Origin of the sequence: Pseudoalteromonas sp. S1608, from assembly GCF_005887265.1 — a bacterium.
In the GTDB taxonomy this organism is placed as follows: Bacteria; Pseudomonadota; Gammaproteobacteria; order Enterobacterales; family Alteromonadaceae; genus Pseudoalteromonas; species Pseudoalteromonas undina.
The window spans coordinates 1-18,286 of record NZ_PNDK01000007.1; the positions used below are offsets into that span (position 1 = coordinate 1).

The window sequence follows — 18,286 nt, forward strand, 5'->3', positions numbered from 1 at the left end:
AGATATATAACGTAGATATTCTTTTAAGAAAAAATACAGCAGGCATAAAAAAAGCATCATATGATGCTTTTTTTATGCCTGCTGTATTAAGTTAAGCTTATGCCCAACCTTCATAGCGTTTTCTGCGTGATAACACGATAGTTAAGATAATTCCTAAGAACAAACCTAAAAATGCAATGGCTCCACCGTAAGTAAGTAACTGGCGTTTTTCTTTAGCACTGGTTGCTTGTTTTAGCTGTTGTTCTTGAGAAAGCTCACCTTGTAACTGACTAATTTGTGCTAATAGTTGCGCGTTTTGTTCGGTTAACTGTGCGTTTTGCTCTTGCAGCTCAGGTAACTCAACTTGCGCTTGACGAAGTCTATTTTGCATAGTGCTTATTTCATTATTGAGGGCTTGGTATTGTTGTTTTAAACCAGCTGATTCACTAATGAATTTAGCTTCTACCCAGCCTTCACGATCTTTATCATCTTTAACTTTTATAAAACCATTTTGTTCATCAGATAATAAAGTGAGTTGCGTACCTGCATCTATTGAACCAAGTAAACGATAGTCTTTACTGGCACCTGAGCGCATGAAAGTATACAAATTATCGATTATATAAGCTGTTTTAGCATTAGTCGGCGACGTTGATTGAGCTTCCTCTGCTTGGCTCATAAACGGGGCGGCTGTTAAAAGCAGCCATAGTAAACAGTGTTTTAGCATTTATCTACCTTGTTAATCTAGCAGTGTCCGTTGTGAACGTGATTTTTATTTCGCATAAGTATATAGATAGTATGGATTTAATAGTTTAATAGCAAGACAGATATTGTAACCAGAGCATTTTGCTTGTGTGTTTATGACTAAAAAATTTGCAATATAGGGCTGCTTTGTTTATTTTGAGCACTTATTAATTTTAAGGGTAATCCGCAAGCCTAATGGATACTGAGATAGAACTGAAATTTTTGGTATCAGATGACGTCATTCCACTGATCCCCTCACTAATTACTCAATTTGCAAAAACAGTCACAAACAAACCTTCTAAAAGTTTGCAAAATGCTTATTATGATACACCAAGCAGAGAGTTAAGAGCACTCGATATTGGCTTTAGAACGCGTTGTACAGACGAGCGCTGTGAGCAAACAATTAAGCTAGCTGGAGAAGTGGTAGGGGGCTTACATCAGCGCCCAGAGTACAATCTTCCAATAGAAACAAACCGGCCAAATCTAATGGCGTTTGATTCATCAATTTGGCCTCACGGTATGCAAATTGATGCCATATCACAAAATCTATTCCCTATTTTTAGTACTAATTTTATTCGCCGTACGTGGTTAATAGAAACCCCAAATGGTGCCAAAATTGAAGTGGTATTAGATAAAGGTGAAATTGCTGCGTCAGGTAAGGTAGAAATCATCAGCGAGCTTGAAATCGAGCTGGTTGAAGGTAGTCGTGAGGAGCTATTTGCTTTTGCAGATATATTAGTGAGCCAAAACAGCATTCGTTTAGGGCTCTATTCAAAAGCAGCAAGAGGCTACCGCCTTGCGGATGACACGCCGCTTCAACCAAGTAAATCAATCGGCTTTGTGAAACTTAATAAGCAAGCCACTCAAGAGCAAGCCCTTATTGAAGCTATGGGGTTTGGTATTCGCTTTGTGCAAAAACACGAGCAATGCTATTTCGATAAGCCAAGTTTAAAAACATTAAAACGTGTAACCGACGGCATTAGTTTAATTAGACACAACTTTTGGTTGTTTGACGATATTGTTAGTAAAGAAAGTACCGAGCAACTCAGAACAGAACTCAAGTGGCTATTAAGTGAGTTAGCATGGGTTGAAAATGCAATTCAGTTAAAAACTTATACTTCTAAGCGCCATGCTTTTTATAAAAAAATAAATAGCGCCCCAGCGTTAACGCAAGTTATTAACGATTTAAAAGAGTTACAGCCGAGCATTGACGATATTTTTTCGCTTTTTCATAGTGCACGCTACAACCGTTTATTGCTGAGCTTAACAACGTGGCTGATAAATAAGCAGTGGCGTAAAGATTGGAGCCAAGCAGAGCTTCAAAATGCAGAGCAACCTATTGTAGATATTGCTCATCGCTTATTTGATAAAGATTGGAAAAACTTACATCGCTTATTGCCTAAAGAGCAAAGCTTAGCAGGCAATGATTACTTAAACTTTCGCACTCAATTAGAGAACAGTTTACTCAGTGGTAACTGTTTAGGGGCACTGTTTAATAAAGATGAGCGATTAGAGTTTAGGCTCCCTTGGTTGGATATTTCTCATGGGATGTATGAGTTAAGCACGCTTGATTATTTAAAACAGCTATGTGGCGGGCAAGAGGATGCTCAATTGGCAAAAATACAACTATGGTTAGAGCAAAAATCTGACTTTTTAGTCAGTGCCATGGAGCAAAGTCGACATGCTTCATTTGATACAGAACCTTATTGGCTTTAATGGCTAAGCACTTTTGTAGCCGGACTTTGCTGCAAAAGTGCATGATTTTTTCACTTTTGTGTTTTGCTGCCAATGTGTGTTCACAGCCATCTTGGCAACTTTACGAAAGTAAACAAGGGGTAAGTGTTTATTTTCAGCGTTTAACTGACGATACCTTGAAAATGAAAGCTGAAACGGTGGTTAGCAATGTCACCGCAGAGGATTTAGTTGCTTTACTTAGTGATACCGATACAGCCCCTAGCTGGATAGAAAACATTACTAAGGTCACGTTACTCAAAAGTTTAAGCCCTTCAGAAAACTTAGTTTATAGTTATATTGATAGCCCGTGGCCTGTTAGCAATAGAGATGTAATTACTTATTCGTGCTATAAAAAAGTGAATGACTTGCAAACGCAGCTTAGTATTCACGCGCGCCCAGATTTTTTACCTAAAACTAAAGGGGTAATAAGAATAAGCACCTTAGATGCAATGTGGCTGTTAACTCAGCAGGCGAAAAATTTGCACATTAGTTATCAGGTATATGCGTTACCAGGCGGTAAGATACCCACGTGGTTAAATAATCGGATCGCCCTAAAAAGCACCCTCAAGACTCTAATCAATTTAGCTGAAACACTCACTACTAAGCAGTACATAGCAAAGCCAACCGTTATTCGCACCGGTAATTGCACACATACCGAACCGCCGCAGTTATAAGCAAAAAAGTGACCTAAGAGGTCACTTTTTAGTGGGTAAAAGCTAATTAGTATTTAGCGGATTCACCGTCTTTGGGTAAAGACTGATTTATAAACTCGCGTAAATCGTTATTAGAGCTTTCTAAATCTGCGTGGCGTAGATACATCATATGGCCACTGCGGTAGCCTTTAAAGCTTAATCTATCTTGCATTTTACCACTTGGATCTAATTGCCACATAGTATATTTGGCATCAAAGTAATTGGTTGCACCGTCAAAGTAGCCCGCCTGAACCATTACATTTAAATAAGGGTTTTGAGCCATGGCTAAGCGTAAATTTTCACCGGTATTATTTCCGCTTCTATCCCATGGGTGAACGTTACCAAATAAGTTATATTTGATATCGGTTTTGTAATTAAGCTCTTCACGAAGATAATAGTTAATTGCAGGAGTGAAAGAGTGCAGCCATGATGTAAGCTCTGCCCAGTAATCTGGTGACTCACCGGCATCGCGTTTATCTATGCCTAAATAGCGCGAATCCAGTCGACCAACCATTTGTCCGCGTTCACGCAATAACTCTTTCCAAAAAAACTGTGTTGGAATATCTAAATTGTTTTGACTAACAAATGTTTCAGATAAACCCGCATATTCAGCCATTTTTTTAATAATACGACGTTTTTCGTCAGGCGCAATAAAGCCGCCTTTTGCAAGCGCAGGAATAAGCTCATTAACGGTAAACTGTTCAACTTCCGGTAATAGCTCGTCTAAATCTTTTGCTTGTAAATCGGCGTTTAATGCTTTGTGGTACCATGCAGTAGCTGCAAAGTAAGGTAGGCGGTTAGCTGCCTTTACTGGTCCGTCGCGTTTAATACCGATATCGGTAGGAGATACGAGTACAACACCGTTAATGTACATCCACTGACTATTTTGCAGCTCATGCGCTAAACCCGATACACGAGTAGTACCATAGCTTTCACCAATTAAAAACTTTGGAGAGCGCCAACGTTCATTGCGAGATACAAAAGTATTAAGCCATTCTGCGAGGTACTTTATATCGGCATTAACGCCAAAAAATAGCTCTTTTTGTTTATCTTTGGGTAAAAGGTTACCGTCTTTATCTTCTACAACACGTGAATAACCTGTATTTACAGGATTTACATAAACGATATCCGCTACATCTAAAACCGAATAAGGGTTATCTTTTACACCATAAGGTTGAATTGGGTAGCCTTCGTCGTCAATTTTTAAAACGCGAGGGCCGGTGTAAGCTAAATGCATCCAAACTGATGCTGAACCAGGGCCACCATTAAATGAAATAAGTAATGGACGTTTTGTTCTATCATCTACTTTATCGCGGGTGTAGTAAGTGTATTGAAGGGTTGCAATGGCATCACCCTTGTTATCCCATACTGGCTGTGTGCCTGTTGCTACCGTATAAGAAAATCGTTCGTTATTTATTTTTGCTTTGTGCTGAGTAACTACTTTACTGTCGATATCAATACGGCGTTGATTATCGGCAAACGTTGCACTCGTAAATGTAAGTGCAATTGCGGCAATGGGTAAAAATAGACTTCGACTAAATTTCATAACTAACCCTTTTTATTTTATGTACTGCAGTTATAGCGATATTTGAGTAAAAAACAAAAGTATTGAGACTAGCTGCCGATAATAATCGTTGAGTTTATGTAATTAAGATTAATCTCAACATAGCAAACGGGCGAAATATACTTGATGTGTATGCCATACTGTAAGTTTAAGGCGATTAAAAAATTTAATTATTAATTAAGTTTTTTAGGTTATTGGTCGCTTTAATTGTTTTTAAATGGATGCTTGAGAGTGATTTATTTTTAGGTTTGTTACCATAAAGGGTGAACGTAAATGAAAGGGAGTTTATGCAACGGGTTTTAATTGTTGAAGATAATATAAGGGTACAACAGGTACTCAAACATATTGCTGCTCATTATCTTCATGTGCGGGTTGATTTCGCTCAGTCACTTACTCAATGTAAAAAGTTACTAAATCAAACTAGTTATTCGCTCGCGTTAGTTGATTTATCTGTTGGTGGTCAAATCGATACTGATATAACTCGCTTTACACTGTCGCAAGGTATCCCTACGTTGGTGATGACAACGCAAACAGATGAACATACACGTTTAAAAATGCTGGAATTAGGTATTATCGATTACGTCATTAAAGATAATCGCGACTCTTATCTTTACGCCATAAAATTTGTAGCACAGTTATTGCGTAACCAGGGGCGCAAAGCGCTGGTTGTAGATAATTCCTTATTGAGTAGTAGCTTGGTTAAGCAAATGCTCGAAAAACAATTGTTTGACGTCATTACTGTTGATAATAGTGCGCAAGCTCTTCATATACTTGAGCATGATCAGGCAATCAACTTAGTGATCACTGACCATAACTTATCAGGTATGAATGGTTTTGAATTAATTAGAGCAATTCGTAATATTAAAAGCCGTGAGCAATTGGCCATTATTGGTTTAGCTGATGTATATAGTTATGGCGTTGCTGCACGATTTATTAAATCAGGTGCGAATGACTTTTTAACTAAACCCTTCACCCATGAAGAGTTTCACTTTCGAGTGGTGCAAACTATGGAGTCAATATGGCTAAGTGATGCTAAAAAACCGGCTTTGTCTTTCGATGCGACAGAGTAACTTTAATCTTAAATACGTTATCAATGTGTATTTGGCGAGAGTGTAACGGTTAGTTAAAGACGATTATTTGCGTATTTATCGACTCGCACCAATTCTGTATTTTGCTTAAAAAAAGCGCACCTAAATGGTGCGCTTTTTTGTTTTTTATATTATTTAATTTAATAACCCTCTGTTTTTATTTGTAATTTAAAGGTGGCACAAAGGTTGGATTGCATAGAGCAAATACAATAACAAGCTAGTGTCCTAAGGGGGCCTTTGTGAAAATGATCAGTGCAATAATAAAGCCATTCAAACTAGATGATGTGCGTGAAGCACTCGCTGATTTAGGCATCGAAGGAATGACCGTGGTTGACGTTAAGGGGTTTGGACGTCAAAGAGGTCATACAGAGTTATACCGTGGTGCAGAGTACCAAGTTGACTTTATACCTAAAATTAAACTTGAAATTGCCACTCGTAGTGAAAATTGCCAACGCGTTGTAGAGACCATTACCAAAGTTGCTGGAACGGGCAAAATTGGTGACGGCAAAATTTTTGTTTACGACTTAGATCAAATTGTCCGTATTCGTACTGGCGAACTTGATGATGATGCTATTTAAGGGGGCAACATGGAAAATACAATTATAGAGCTGAAGTTTTCGCTCGATACGTTTTACTTTTTAATCTCTGGCATCTTAGTTATGTGGATGGCAGCTGGTTTTGCAATGTTAGAAGCAGGTTTAGTGCGCTCAAAAAATACCACAGAAATTCTAACTAAAAATATCGCACTTTATTCTATCGCTTGTACTATGTTTTTGTTGGTCGGTTACAACATTATGTATGTAGACAACGTTGAAGGCGGAATAATTCCTTCATTTGGTGGCCTAATAGGTAGTCAAGCGGCAGACGCCGATCATTCACTAGAGTCTGATTTTTTCTTCCAGGTAGTATTTGTTGCAACGGCTATGTCTATTGTATCTGGCGCCGTAGCGGAGCGTATGAAGTTATGGGCTTTCTTAGTGTTTACAGTAGTACTTACAGGATTAATTTACCCAATTGAAGGTTACTGGACATGGGGTGGCGGCTTCCTATCTGAATTAGGCTTTGTTGATTTTGCAGGTTCTGCCATTGTCCATGCAACCGGTGCAGCTGCAGCGCTTGCGGGTGTAATTCTACTGGGTGCACGTAAAGGTAAATATGGTAAAAATGGTGAAATTTACCCAATTCCAGGTTCAAACTTGCCACTTGCTACATTGGGTACATTTATTTTATGGATGGGTTGGTTTGGCTTTAACGGTGGATCACAGTTATTAATTTCAGATAAAGAAAATGCAACTGCAGTAGGTCAAATACTACTTAACACCAATGCTGCTGCAGCTATGGGTGCAATATCAGCCTTGTTCTTATGTAAGTTATTATGGGGTAAGGCAGATTTAACCATGGTACTTAATGGCGCACTTGCAGGCTTAGTGGTTATTACTGCAGATCCATTATCACCATCACCATTAATGGCGTGTTTATATGGCCTACTAGGTGGATCTTTGGTTGTACTAAGCATTGTGGCACTTGATAAAGTGAAAATTGACGACCCTGTAGGTGCCATCTCTGTGCATGGTGTATGTGGCATATTAGGTGTGGTATTAGTGCCGGTTACTAATGCCGAGGCTAGCCTTGTGGCACAGTTAATTGGTTTACTATGTATCATTGGCTTTGTGTTTATCGCTTCATTCATTGTTTGGGCAGTCTTAAAACAAACCATGGGTATTCGTGTTACCGAAGAGGAAGAGCTAAACGGTATGGATCAACATGATTGTGGTATTGATGCTTACCCAGAATTTGTTTCAGTAAGAAGTAATTAAAAGTAAAAGTATTGTGTGTTCAATCAAAGCCCTACTCAGTTAGGGCTTTTTTGATTTCAGGAAGGGTTAATTTTTCAGGTGTTAGAGTAATGTGATAAGCTCCTCGCGTTAAATCAACCTTTGGAATGTATTACACTTAAATGGCTGAAAAAAAGAAAACACCGACCAGTAAATCCTCGACTAAGCGCGCTACTAAGTCATCTAAAACATCAGCGCGAAAAAGTGCTGCAAAAAAAACCGCAAGTTCGGCTAAACGGCCATTTTTAAAAACTTTGTTTTCTATTTTTTGGAAACTGAGTCTGGCGACTTTCATCGCTGTAGCACTTTACTTTATTTATCTTGATGCAAAAATCACCCGCCAATTTGAAGGCAATAAATGGCAACTTCCAGCCCAAGTGTATGCGCGTTCAATGACTTTTTTTCCTGGGCAGTTTTTATCTGAGCAAGAAGTTTTATGGGAGCTTAAACGTTTAAATTACACGGCAGTTAATCGCTTAAGCCGCACAGGGCAATATATTAAAACAGCTAATAGTATTAAGATTTTTCGTCGTGATTTTGAGTTTTATGATGGTTTAGAAAATGCTCACGTAATTGAATTACGTTTCTCTGGGGAAAAGGTTGCAAGTATTAAAGATAAATTCGGTCGTCGCTTAAACACTGCCAGATTAGAGCCTGTACAAATAGCCCGTATAGGTAATGACTCAAAACAAGACCGCGAATTTGTGCCATTAGATAAATTTCCAGACATGCTTAAGAATGCTTTGTTAGTGGTCGAAGACCGCGATTTTTATGATCACCACGGGGTATCGGTATTTTCTATTTTACGGGCTTTATATACCAATATTCGCGCAGGAAGAACCGTGCAAGGGGGCAGCACACTGACACAACAGCTAGCTAAAAATATTTACCTTACCCGTGAACGTTCATTAGTACGTAAAATCAATGAAGCTTTTATTGCGCTTATTCTTGATTATCGTTATTCAAAAGATCAGATTCTCGAAGCCTATTTAAACGAAGTCTACCTAGGTCAGTCTTATAACCAAGGTGTGCATGGTATGGGATTAGCGGCTGAGTTTTACTTTGCAAAACCCGTTGATGAACTTGAGTACGATCAAATTGCTCTGCTGGTAGCCATGGTTAAAGGCCCTTCTTATTATAACCCTAGACGTTATAAAGAACGTGCTATGGAGCGTCGTGACTTAGTGCTGCGTTTAATGGTCGATAATAAACTTATTTCCACTAAAGAGTATCGAGCTTCATTAAAGCGCGCAATTGATATTGCGCCAATGAAAGCCAGCTTACAAAAGTCTTACCCAGGTTACTTAGAGTTGGTTAATCGCGAGTTGAAACAGCTGCTACCTGATCAAGAAGTATTAGATGCAGGGGTGCGCGTATTTACCTACTTCGACTTGCAAAAACAAACCGCAATGGAAGAGTCGATTCAGGCCAGTTTACCTTATTTGGAAAGGCGTCCAAATACCAAAGAATTAGAAGCGGCAATGATCTCCGTTAATGTTGAAAAAGCCGGTGTATCAGCGTTAGTCTCTGGACGCGATGTGCGTTATTCAGGGTTTAACCGCGTACTTGATACCAAGCGCAATATTGGCTCATTAGTTAAACCGGCAGTGTATTTAAGTGCACTGCAGCTTCCTCATTATAATTTAGCGACGTTGCTTGATGATTCACCCGTGCAAGTCACCAACGAAGAGGGAAAAGTATGGCAGCCAGAAAACTTTGATCATCAATACCGAGGTGCCGTGCCTCTTTATAAAGCATTCAGCCACAGCATTAATATTCCGGCAGTTAACTTAGGGCTTGATGTTGGGGTTGATAAAGTTGCTAATACACTCAGAGGACTGGGTGCTAAAGGCCATATTAATGAATACCCGTCGCTGCTATTAGGGGCTATTGAAATGTCGAGTTTTGAAGTGGCTCAGCTTTATACCACAATTGCTGCTGATGGCGAATACAGAGAGCTGACGTCTATCTCGGCATTAACCGACTCTGTTGGTAAAGTACTTTATAAGCATAAAGTGAGTAACGAACAACGCTTTGATAAAGATGCCATGTACATGACCAAATACGCTATGAAGCGAGTAACTAAAGATGGCACCGCTAAACGCTTAAATTTACATTTTCCGTCGATTCAGCTCGCAGGTAAAACAGGTACTAGTAACGAATTACGCGACAGCTGGTTTGCTGGGTTTGATCAAAATACAGTGACGGTTGCATGGTTAGGTCGTGATGATAATAAAAGTACTGGCTTAACCGGCAGTGTCGGCGCGCTTGAAACCTATATTCGTTATTTAAAACCCTTAAACCCGCAAGCAATTGCCGATACCCGTCCACCTTCAATTCGGTGGGCATTTGTAAACGAGCAAACCGGGAAGCAAGCACCACCAGGGTGTGGCAAAGTGATTCAATTACCGCTTAGGGCCAGTGAGTTTAAACCAAGGCCCCAATGTATTCGCTAAGTAATAAAAACAAAAAAAGCCCGAAAGGGCTTTTTTTATGGGTAAGCGATCTTATGAGCTAAACGTTATAGTTTAGCAAAAGCGCGCTCTGCCGCTTCAATCGTTGCCTGAACTTCTTGCTCTGTATGCGCAGCACAAACAAAACCAGCTTCAAACGCTGAAGGCGCTAAATAAACACCTTCTTCAAGCATTAAGTGGAAGAACTTTTTAAAGCGCTCTAAATCACATTCAGTAGCTTGTTGGTAAGTAGTTACTTTTTCTGCATCAGTAAAGAAAAAGCCATACATGCCGCCAGCGTAGTTAGTAGTTAAGGCAATACCTACTTTTTTAGCTGCTGCTTCAAAGCCTTCACAAATCGCTTTACTAATGGCTTCTAGTTTTTCGTGAACGCCAGGTGCGCTAAGTAACTCAAGTGATTTTAAACCTGCAGCCATCGCAATTGGATTTCCTGACAGTGTACCTGCTTGATAAACAGGGCCTACAGGGGCTATGTAATCCATAATCTCTGTTTTACCACCAAATGCGCCAACTGGCATGCCACCACCAATTACTTTACCTAAACAGGTTAGATCTGGCTTGATGTTGTAATAAGCTTGAGCGCCACCAAGGGCTACACGAAAACCTGTCATTACTTCGTCAAAAATAAGCACAGATTGGTACTGATCACAGACTTCACGCAGTCCTTCTAAAAAGCCAGGTACTGGTGGGATACAGTTCATGTTACCTGCAACTGGCTCAACAATAATACACGCGATTTCATCGGCGTATTTAGCAAAAATTGCTTTCACTTCTTCAATATTGTTAAACGAAACCGTAAGGGTGTGCTTAGCTAAATCTTCAGGAATGCCTGGAGAGTTAGGTACACCCATAGTTAATGCACCAGAGCCGGCTTTTACTAGCAGTGAATCTGCATGGCCGTGGTAACAACCCTCAAACTTTAAAATTTTGTCACGACCAGTAAAACCACGAGCTAAGCGAATTGCACTCATTGTTGCTTCAGTACCTGAGCTTACCATACGTACTTTTTCGATAGATGGGACTAGCTCTTTAACTTTTTCAGCCATTAAAATTTCAGCTTCGGTAGGTGCACCGTAGCTTAAACCATTTTCTACCGCATCATGCACTGCTTGTTTTATTTCAGGGTGATTGTGGCCCATAATCATTGGGCCCCAAGAGCCCACATAATCAATGTAACGGTTGCCATCAGCATCAAATGTAAACGCGCCCTGTGCTTTAGTAATAAACAGCGGAGTACCACCTACACCATTAAAAGCACGCACTGGTGAATTTACGCCACCAGGAATAGAGTCTTGAGCTCGTTTAAATAAGTCTTGGCTAATTGTCATGAAAAATCCTATTGTTTTATCACTTTAAAATTAAAAGCTTAGCTATCGCGTTTGCGGCTAAACCAAGGAACGTCTACTTCATACTGCTCGACTTTGTTTTCTACGCCGAGGGTTAAAGCAAACAGCGCCATACGAATAAGTACGCCATTTTGTACTTGGCGGAATATTGCTAGATTGTCGTTAGCATTTAAGTCGTTATCAAGTTCGTTTGCCTCTAAACGGCTATCGCGAGGAAGCGGATGCATTAATACAGAATTAGGTTTGCAATGGGAATTGTAAATAGACTGGCTAATTCTAAATCCACCACGGTACTTGTTGGCTTCTTCTTGCGACGGAAAACGCTCTTCTTGAATGCGTGTTTGATAAACGATATCGGCTGCTAAGTTACCTTCCATTTTATCGACCAGCTCAATTTTATGTCCTGCATTTTCAACGGCAGATAAAATCGAGTCAGGCATTTGTAAGCCATTAGGGGCGACCATTGAAAATCGAATGTCTTTGTAATGGCATAATAACTTTGATAGCGAGTGAACGGTTCGGCCATATTTTAAATCGCCGACTAGCGCAATGTGCATACCATCAATATTTTGATCGAAGCGGCTAAGCTCTCGCTCAATAGTTAATAAATCAAGCAGCGCTTGAGTAGGGTGCTCATTGGGTCCATCGCCACCATTTATTACTGGTACGCTGCAACCTGTTGCAAATTCAGCTACCGAGCCTGAGTCTGGATGGCGCATTGCAACCGCATCAGCATAGGCTGAAATAACACGTGCGGTATCATATAGTGACTCGCCCTTAGCAAGCGCAGAGCTTTGCATACCGGTGGTCTCACGAACCAGTCCACCGAGTAAGTTAAACGCAGTGCCAAAACTAACACGAGTACGCGTACTAGGTTCAAAAAATAGATTCGCTAAAATAGCGCCTTCAAGCACATTGGTACGCTTTTGTTTTTTTGCGTATGGCTCCATTTTTTTTGCTACAGCAAATATGCGTTCAATACAGTCTCGATCGAGTTGATTAACAGAGAGTATATTTTCACCTTGGAAACTGAACATGGGGTTATTCCTAGTTATTCAAAAAGGCGCGATAATCCATAAAGGAGCACGCAATCGCGCGTATTATACAAACTTAGTTTGCGACTTGGCAGTGTAATTTATAATCCTGTATTTAAAAGCTTGGCTTAATTATGGCTAAAGCAACTATAACGAGTAACGCTAAAACAGGTAGCTCGTTGAAAATTCGGTAAAACCGATCGCTTTTTGTATTTCTATCGTGTTTAAAATCAGCTAATAATTTGAAACAGTAGCCATGATAAATATATAAAATGATTACCAGCACTAGTTTGTAATGCAGCCACATACTGTAACGAAACCATTCGCGGCCGTATTCAACAATAGTTAATACGCCAAACACTGCGGTAAGCACAGCAAAGGGGGTAACAAAATAAAGTAGCCGACGTTCCATTACTTTTAGCATTGAGTTACACGATTTTTCTTCACTCATAGCGTGATAAACAAAAAGTCGAGGTAGGTAAAAAATACCGGCAAACCAAGCAATCATAAAAAATACGTGCAAGGTTTTGTAAATTAATAATGCGCTCATACTGTTCTCATTATTGTTAAAGTAAACTGTTGCGTATGGTTAGAATATGGTGGATTTGATCCCACCTTAGTAATCCCATAATTTGTTGATTATCTAATAAGTTATATACATAAAGTGCACCACTGCGTTTATCATTCAAAATTTCAAAGGCATCTGCGAGGGTGGCTTGGCTGCTGATACCTTGTAAGCTAATGTACTTTATATTGACCGCCTGATCAGACATTAAACTTAAGTCATATTCAGCTAGGCGATAACCATTTTCCTCGTCAAACACAATTAACGGTGTTTGGCTGTCCATGGCATCTAGACTGTTTTTTATTTGCTCTTTATCGTCAGAGTAGAGCAATTTAAAGTCTTCATCCATATCATCCATCACCCCTACTTTTTGTAAGGCCTCAGTGGCCGGAGATACATGGTAAGGTAATCCCTGAAAGTCTAATTGCTGTAAAAATATAGAGCGGTTACCAAACACCTGCAAAGCTGTAACGTAGGCGGTGGTAATGACGATCATCGCCGGTACAATAATTTCCGGTGAAGAGGTCAGCTCCATCACGGTAGTTAGTGCCGCTAAGGGAGAGTGCAATGTGGCAGCTAGTAAGCCTGCCATGCCGAGCACCCCATAAGTACCAGCTATGTCAGTTCCTGGGCTAATAAACTGGGCAAAAAATGCCATTAAAGTGCCGGTTAAAACACCAAGTCCAATAACCGGACCAATTAACCCACCAGGAATACCTAAGCCAATAGCAAACAAGGTGGCTAATAACTTAGCAATTAAAATAGTGGTAAGTAGTTGCATGTTTTCAGGTGACTCTACAGCAATGGTTATCGCACTCATCCCTGAGCCCATAGCTTGTGGAACTGCATAGGCAATTAAGCTGGCAATACACCCTGCAATTATTAAACGAGGAAACATACTCAATGGTTTAAAGGTTTTAATAATCAGCATTAAGTTTTGATTAAAAGCATAAGCCACCGCGCCCAGCCCCATGCCGCACAAAATTAAATAGGGGTAATGCCACCCACTTAAGGGGGCAATGCTTATTAGCGCAAGTTCTGAGCCTTCACCAAATACAAATTGAGTGGCTAATGCACCGGTAACGGCTGCGAGCATTATCGGCACAAAAATATGCACTTTGTATTCTCTGAGCACCACTTCCATTACAAAAATAACCGCAGCAAGCGGGGTATTGAACGACGCAGCAATTCCCGCGGCAACGCCACAACCACTGAGGGTACGCATAGCGTTGTGAGGTAAGTGTAATTTATTTGCTAATATGCTCGCCCCTGCTGCTCCCATGTGAACAGATGGGCCTTCGCGGCCAACAGAAAAACCACTGATCAGCGCCAGTGCACCACCAACAAACTGATTAACCGTGTTATACAGTGGCATTTGCCCGTAATGGCGCTTGATTCTGTGTATTACAAAAGGAATACCTAAGCGGTAATGTTTAAAGCCAGTGAAAGCCGCAAATGTAGCTATTAATAACGCTGCAACTAAAGGCATTAATACCCGCTCTAAAGTGGGTAGGGTGGTAAAATCGTCAGGGGTTTCTAGAAATAAACTTTGAAAAAATAAAATGGTTAAGCGGAACAGTATAATAAAAAATGCAGCAATTAATCCGGCACTTACGCCTAATAAGCATAATTGTACGGATGTTTTTGGTTTTGCTAATCGACGTCTCAGTCGCTCAAGCCACATGCTTTATTTCCCCGTAGCATTTTTAGGCGTCAAGTTTATCAAAATAGTCTAGGGAAGTCCTTGAGATTTTTAACAACAGATTAATTTAAATTTAATTTAATCTGCACCTATTCACAGAGTGAGCTAAACAAGCCATGTTATCATTGGGGCGTAGAAGCAGGATTAACTATACTTGATTAAAATACTCAGGTATTAGATAATCTCGCGCATTAGTATTAAGGTATTGAGGGTTATAAGATGTCTGAAGAATTACCCATTAAGTTTAGCGACGCAGCCGCAGTGCGTGTTAAACAGTTAATCGACGAAGAAGAAAACCCAGATCTAAAACTGCGTGTTTATGTCACAGGCGGTGGGTGTTCAGGTTTTCAATACGGCTTTACTTTTGATGAAAAAGCGAATCCTGGCGATTTAGAAATTGTTAAAAATGGGGTTACCTTAGTCATTGACCCTATGAGTATCCAATATTTAGTTGATGGCGAAGTTGACTACACCGAAGGATTAGAGGGGGCGCGTTTTTTTGTCTCAAATCCTAATGCGACCACTACATGTGGTTGTGGTGCTAGTTTTAGCGTATAAAAATATCGTTATCCAAAAAAACCGCTTAATCAGCGGTTTTTTTATGTGCTTAAAAAATCATAACTCAGTTGGGCTGTACTCTGTTATTTGCATCATTAACACAAAAAAGCCAAGCACAAACGCAGAGAAGACTAAAATATAGATAAAGCCTTTTTTACCCTGCTTTAATGGAATAGCATAATGGCGTAAAAAAAAGTACCAACCTAAGCACAAAATAATAGGTAGTAAAAAGAGTAGTCTAAACATGATTTGATCTCTATAAGCTAGGGTCAATAGACCTTAATAATAAACAGCTTATATTTAAATGAAACAAAAAAGTTATAAAATATTTAACCTTATTCAGACTTAGTAAATATTTGTTGTTAAACTTTAATCGTAGAATTACTAATTAATCATTCAGATCAACGGTGAATGGTATATAATGTATCCAAGAATGAAACGGGCAAGGTTTCATTTTTCACAATAATAAAGAGTTAGTACATATTTGAGTGTTTTTGTTGATTGAATTGTAAGCGTTTACACTGCGCCTTAGTTAGTGGCAGTGAGTTTTCAGTGTTGATCACAATGAGCACTTGGCAATATGTACAGTTAAACAACGAGTAGGAGTTGTATATGATGGGTAAAACCGTATCTTCGGAAGAAAATGCAAAGTTAACAAAGTGGCTTAAAACTAAGCGCCATGAAAAAGGCTACACAATGCGCAGCCTAGCGCAAATTTTGGGTACGCCACATTCTTTTATTGGCAAAATCGAAAATCAAGAGCGTCGCTTAGATGTGATTGAGTTTGTTCGCTACTGTAATGCATTAGAAGTCGACCCGTATGAAGCATTAAGCTTAATTAAAGCTGACTAACGCTGTTAGGCTGTAATCGTAAAGTTAAATCTAACGTCTACAGCCAATACTAATGCAGGGATGCATTAGGTGTTACCTACTATGATAATTTTGCTCTAATGCATATAGTTTGTGCCTAATTAGATATAAAAATATTAATGAAGGTAAAACCATAAGTGCTGTTAAAACAAAAAATAATGACCAATTCCCCATTAGCCAATCATCGATAACTACGCCACTATAACTCGATAATAACGTACGTCCTAAATTACCCAATGATGCTAATAGCGCATAATGGGTGGCGCTAAATGCTCTGTCACACAGCATAGATATAAAAGCAACCATCGCCACTAAAGACCAAGCTTGGGTAAAACCATCAACTACAATCGCCATTGCATATAAGTGTTCTTTTGGCCCTGCTAAGGCAATCCAAGAAAACATTAAGTTAGATGCAGCCATGGCTACGCCACTAATAAATAAGCCTTTTACTATGCCATATTTGTGGTTAAAAATACTGCCCAAAAAGGCAAATACAATGGTGATTAAACCCGTGCCCAGCTTGGAGTAATTTGCTATTTGGGTATTACTAAAGCCCACTTCTTTATAAAATACAATCGACATTCGTGCTAAAAATGCTTCACCAATTTTAAATAAGAAAATAAATGCCAGCAGTGCTAAAGCGGTTTTAACCCCATTTTTAGCAAAAAAGGTTTTAAATGGGTCAACCACGGTAACGCCTAACCATGCGAGCGTTTTTGTAAGTGGTGTTTGTTTGCTTGCCGCAAGCTTTTCAAGATAAACACGCTCTAGCTCGGCATGAACAGCTTCACGGTTTGATTTTGGTTCTTTAGCCCAAAACACACAGCTAATTAATAACAGCATAATCGCAGATAAAAAATAATAGACCTGCGGCCAGTCTATGTTTGGCATATCTGCCATGTAAAAGGGCACAGCCCCTAATAAAGCATAACCTGTCCACCAACCTGATGTAGCCATTGCGGCGGCTGCGGTGGCTTTGTGAGATTCATTTTCACTAAGAGTGTCTATTCGAAAAGCATCTATAGCAATATCTTGCGTTGCAGAGGCTATGGCGATCAGCAAGCAAAGTGCGGCGGCAATCGCTAGGTTTGCTTTTAGATCAAGCCCTGCAAGTAGTAACGTGCCAAGTAAAATAAAGCTTTGGCAAAACAGGATCCAACTTCGACGCTGACCAAGCCAGTTGTACAAAAAGGGCAGTTTAGTGCGATCTATTAAAGGCGACCATAAAAAATTGATACTATAGGCACCAAACACAATGCCAAATAAGCCTATCATGCTGCGACTCAAACCTTCATCTTTAAGCCAAGCCGACATTACCGAGCCAATTAATACCCACGGAAAACCACTGCTCATTCCAAATATAAAAACATTAATTAAACGTTTATCTTTAAAATAAGAAAAATATTCGCGAACAGAAAGTGTGCTATTCATAGGGGCTCATTGGCTCATAGAAAGAGCAGCCAAAGCTGCTCTGATAAAAAGTTATAAAGGAACTTGTTCAAGCACCTTGATATTTAATATAACAACCGGTTTTTCAGGGACAAAGTTGTAGCCAATTTTGTCATTAAAACCCGTTTTTACAGCCATGATTTTATCGAGCGTCTCATAACCTTCCATAACACTGCCAAACACGGCAAATCCCCAATCTCGCCCTGGATTTAAATGGTCATTGTCATCCATGTTAAAAAAGAACTGACGCGTCCCTGAGTGTGGTTCTCGATCTTGATAGGCCATAGCAATGCTATACATATCGTTAGTTAAGCCATTACCGCTTTCATTAAAAATAGGGGCGTTTTCATGCAGGCCATCGTAATCTTTATCATAACCACCGCCTTGAATTACAAAGTCACGGTCATTTTCTACATCGCGTTCTACACGATGAAACACACTGCCTTGATAGCTTTTATCAGACACGTAAGTCAAAAAGTTATTGACCGTAATAGGGGCTCTTGAGCGGTCTAGCTCAACCACAATACTGCCCAACGATGTCACAATTTCTACTCGAGGGAAAATATTATCTTTTTGCACAAAGCGGCCTTCTTGTGCCGCTAAACTATTTACGCTAAAAAATAAGCTTACGCAGATTAAAAAAAGTTGCTTCATT

General features: G+C 39.7%; 17 protein-coding genes. 8 read left to right on the forward strand and 9 right to left on the reverse strand.

All coding sequences use genetic code 11. From position 1 onward, the window contains the following. Positions 1 to 97: 97 nt before the first annotated feature. Entirely contained in the window at positions 98 to 703 is a 606-nt protein-coding gene (locus CWB75_RS03815; protein ID WP_008111843.1) for a TIGR04211 family SH3 domain-containing protein, read from the reverse strand. A 212-nt stretch (positions 704 to 915) separates the two neighbouring features. Here CWB75_RS03815 and CWB75_RS03820 point away from each other — a divergent pair, with 212 nt between their 5' ends. Then, a complete protein-coding gene (locus tag CWB75_RS03820; protein WP_008111845.1) occupies positions 916 to 2,436 on the forward strand; it encodes a CYTH and CHAD domain-containing protein in 1,521 nt (506 codons plus the stop codon). Beyond that, positions 2,436 to 3,128, forward strand: a complete 693-nt coding sequence (locus tag CWB75_RS03825) for an START domain-containing protein (protein ID WP_138569938.1) — start codon at positions 2,436 to 2,438, stop codon at positions 3,126 to 3,128. The genes CWB75_RS03820 and CWB75_RS03825 overlap by 1 nt, the downstream gene beginning before the upstream one ends. 46 nt (positions 3,129 to 3,174) lie before the next feature. On the opposite strand, the gene CWB75_RS03830 is transcribed toward CWB75_RS03825, so the two are convergent. Next, positions 3,175 to 4,692 carry a S10 family peptidase gene (locus tag CWB75_RS03830; RefSeq protein ID WP_138569939.1) on the reverse strand — a complete coding sequence of 506 codons (1,518 nt, stop codon included), beginning with the start codon at positions 4,690 to 4,692 and terminating at the stop codon, positions 3,175 to 3,177. 305 nt (positions 4,693 to 4,997) lie between these two features. Between CWB75_RS03830 and CWB75_RS03835 the strand changes: the two genes are divergently transcribed. The 4 genes from CWB75_RS03835 (at position 4,998) to mrcB (ending at position 10,089) form a co-directional block, all read left to right on the forward strand. Further along, the gene (locus tag CWB75_RS03835) at positions 4,998 to 5,780 is read left to right on the forward strand and encodes a response regulator (protein ID WP_138569940.1); all 783 of its coding nucleotides are present in this window, start codon (positions 4,998 to 5,000) and stop codon (positions 5,778 to 5,780) included. Positions 5,781 to 6,037: 257 nt separating this feature from the next. Further along, on the forward strand, positions 6,038 to 6,376 hold the full coding sequence (locus CWB75_RS03840) for a P-II family nitrogen regulator (RefSeq protein ID WP_010391070.1): 339 nt from the start codon (positions 6,038 to 6,040) through the stop codon (positions 6,374 to 6,376). A gap of 9 nt (positions 6,377 to 6,385) precedes the next feature. Then, complete coding sequence (locus CWB75_RS03845) at positions 6,386 to 7,615, forward strand: ammonium transporter AmtB (RefSeq protein WP_008111855.1); 1,230 nt, start codon at positions 6,386 to 6,388, stop codon at positions 7,613 to 7,615. A gap of 140 nt (positions 7,616 to 7,755) precedes the next feature. Next, complete coding sequence (mrcB, locus tag CWB75_RS03850; RefSeq protein ID WP_075170672.1) at positions 7,756 to 10,089, forward strand: penicillin-binding protein 1B; 2,334 nt, start codon at positions 7,756 to 7,758, stop codon at positions 10,087 to 10,089. Between the two features lie 65 nt (positions 10,090 to 10,154). Here mrcB and hemL read toward each other — a convergent pair whose 3' ends face one another. From hemL to CWB75_RS03870, 4 genes are all read right to left on the reverse strand, one after another. Beyond that, complete coding sequence (gene hemL / locus CWB75_RS03855; RefSeq protein WP_008111861.1) at positions 10,155 to 11,435, reverse strand: glutamate-1-semialdehyde 2,1-aminomutase; 1,281 nt, start codon at positions 11,433 to 11,435, stop codon at positions 10,155 to 10,157. 38 nt (positions 11,436 to 11,473) lie between these two features. Further along, the gene (locus tag CWB75_RS03860; protein WP_138569941.1) at positions 11,474 to 12,490 is read right to left on the reverse strand and encodes an aspartate carbamoyltransferase; all 1,017 of its coding nucleotides are present in this window, start codon (positions 12,488 to 12,490) and stop codon (positions 11,474 to 11,476) included. 112 nt (positions 12,491 to 12,602) lie between these two features. Continuing rightward, complete coding sequence (locus CWB75_RS03865) at positions 12,603 to 13,037, reverse strand: CopD family protein (RefSeq protein ID WP_010391077.1); 435 nt, start codon at positions 13,035 to 13,037, stop codon at positions 12,603 to 12,605. 16 nt (positions 13,038 to 13,053) lie between these two features. Next, positions 13,054 to 14,736 carry a chloride channel protein gene (locus CWB75_RS03870; protein ID WP_010391078.1) on the reverse strand — a complete coding sequence of 561 codons (1,683 nt, stop codon included), beginning with the start codon at positions 14,734 to 14,736 and terminating at the stop codon, positions 13,054 to 13,056. Between the two features lie 237 nt (positions 14,737 to 14,973). On the opposite strand from CWB75_RS03870, the gene erpA reads away from it, so the two are divergent. Continuing rightward, a complete protein-coding gene (gene erpA / locus CWB75_RS03875; protein WP_002958911.1) occupies positions 14,974 to 15,312 on the forward strand; it encodes an iron-sulfur cluster insertion protein ErpA in 339 nt (112 codons plus the stop codon). 57 nt (positions 15,313 to 15,369) lie between these two features. On the opposite strand, the gene CWB75_RS03880 is transcribed toward erpA, so the two are convergent. Further along, positions 15,370 to 15,558, reverse strand: coding sequence for a hypothetical protein (locus CWB75_RS03880; protein WP_054202023.1), 189 nt, complete (start codon positions 15,556 to 15,558; stop codon positions 15,370 to 15,372). Positions 15,559 to 15,924: 366 nt separating this feature from the next. On the opposite strand from CWB75_RS03880, the gene CWB75_RS03885 reads away from it, so the two are divergent. Further along, positions 15,925 to 16,164: a helix-turn-helix domain-containing protein gene (locus CWB75_RS03885; RefSeq protein ID WP_008111877.1), complete on the forward strand. Its 240-nt coding sequence runs from the start codon at positions 15,925 to 15,927 to the stop codon at positions 16,162 to 16,164. A gap of 72 nt (positions 16,165 to 16,236) precedes the next feature. Here CWB75_RS03885 and CWB75_RS03890 read toward each other — a convergent pair whose 3' ends face one another. Beyond that, complete coding sequence (locus tag CWB75_RS03890; protein WP_138569942.1) at positions 16,237 to 17,613, reverse strand: AmpG family muropeptide MFS transporter; 1,377 nt, start codon at positions 17,611 to 17,613, stop codon at positions 16,237 to 16,239. 51 nt (positions 17,614 to 17,664) lie between these two features. Beyond that, entirely contained in the window at positions 17,665 to 18,285 is a 621-nt protein-coding gene (locus CWB75_RS03895; protein ID WP_138569943.1) for a peptidylprolyl isomerase, read from the reverse strand. Position 18,286 lies beyond the last annotated feature (1 nt).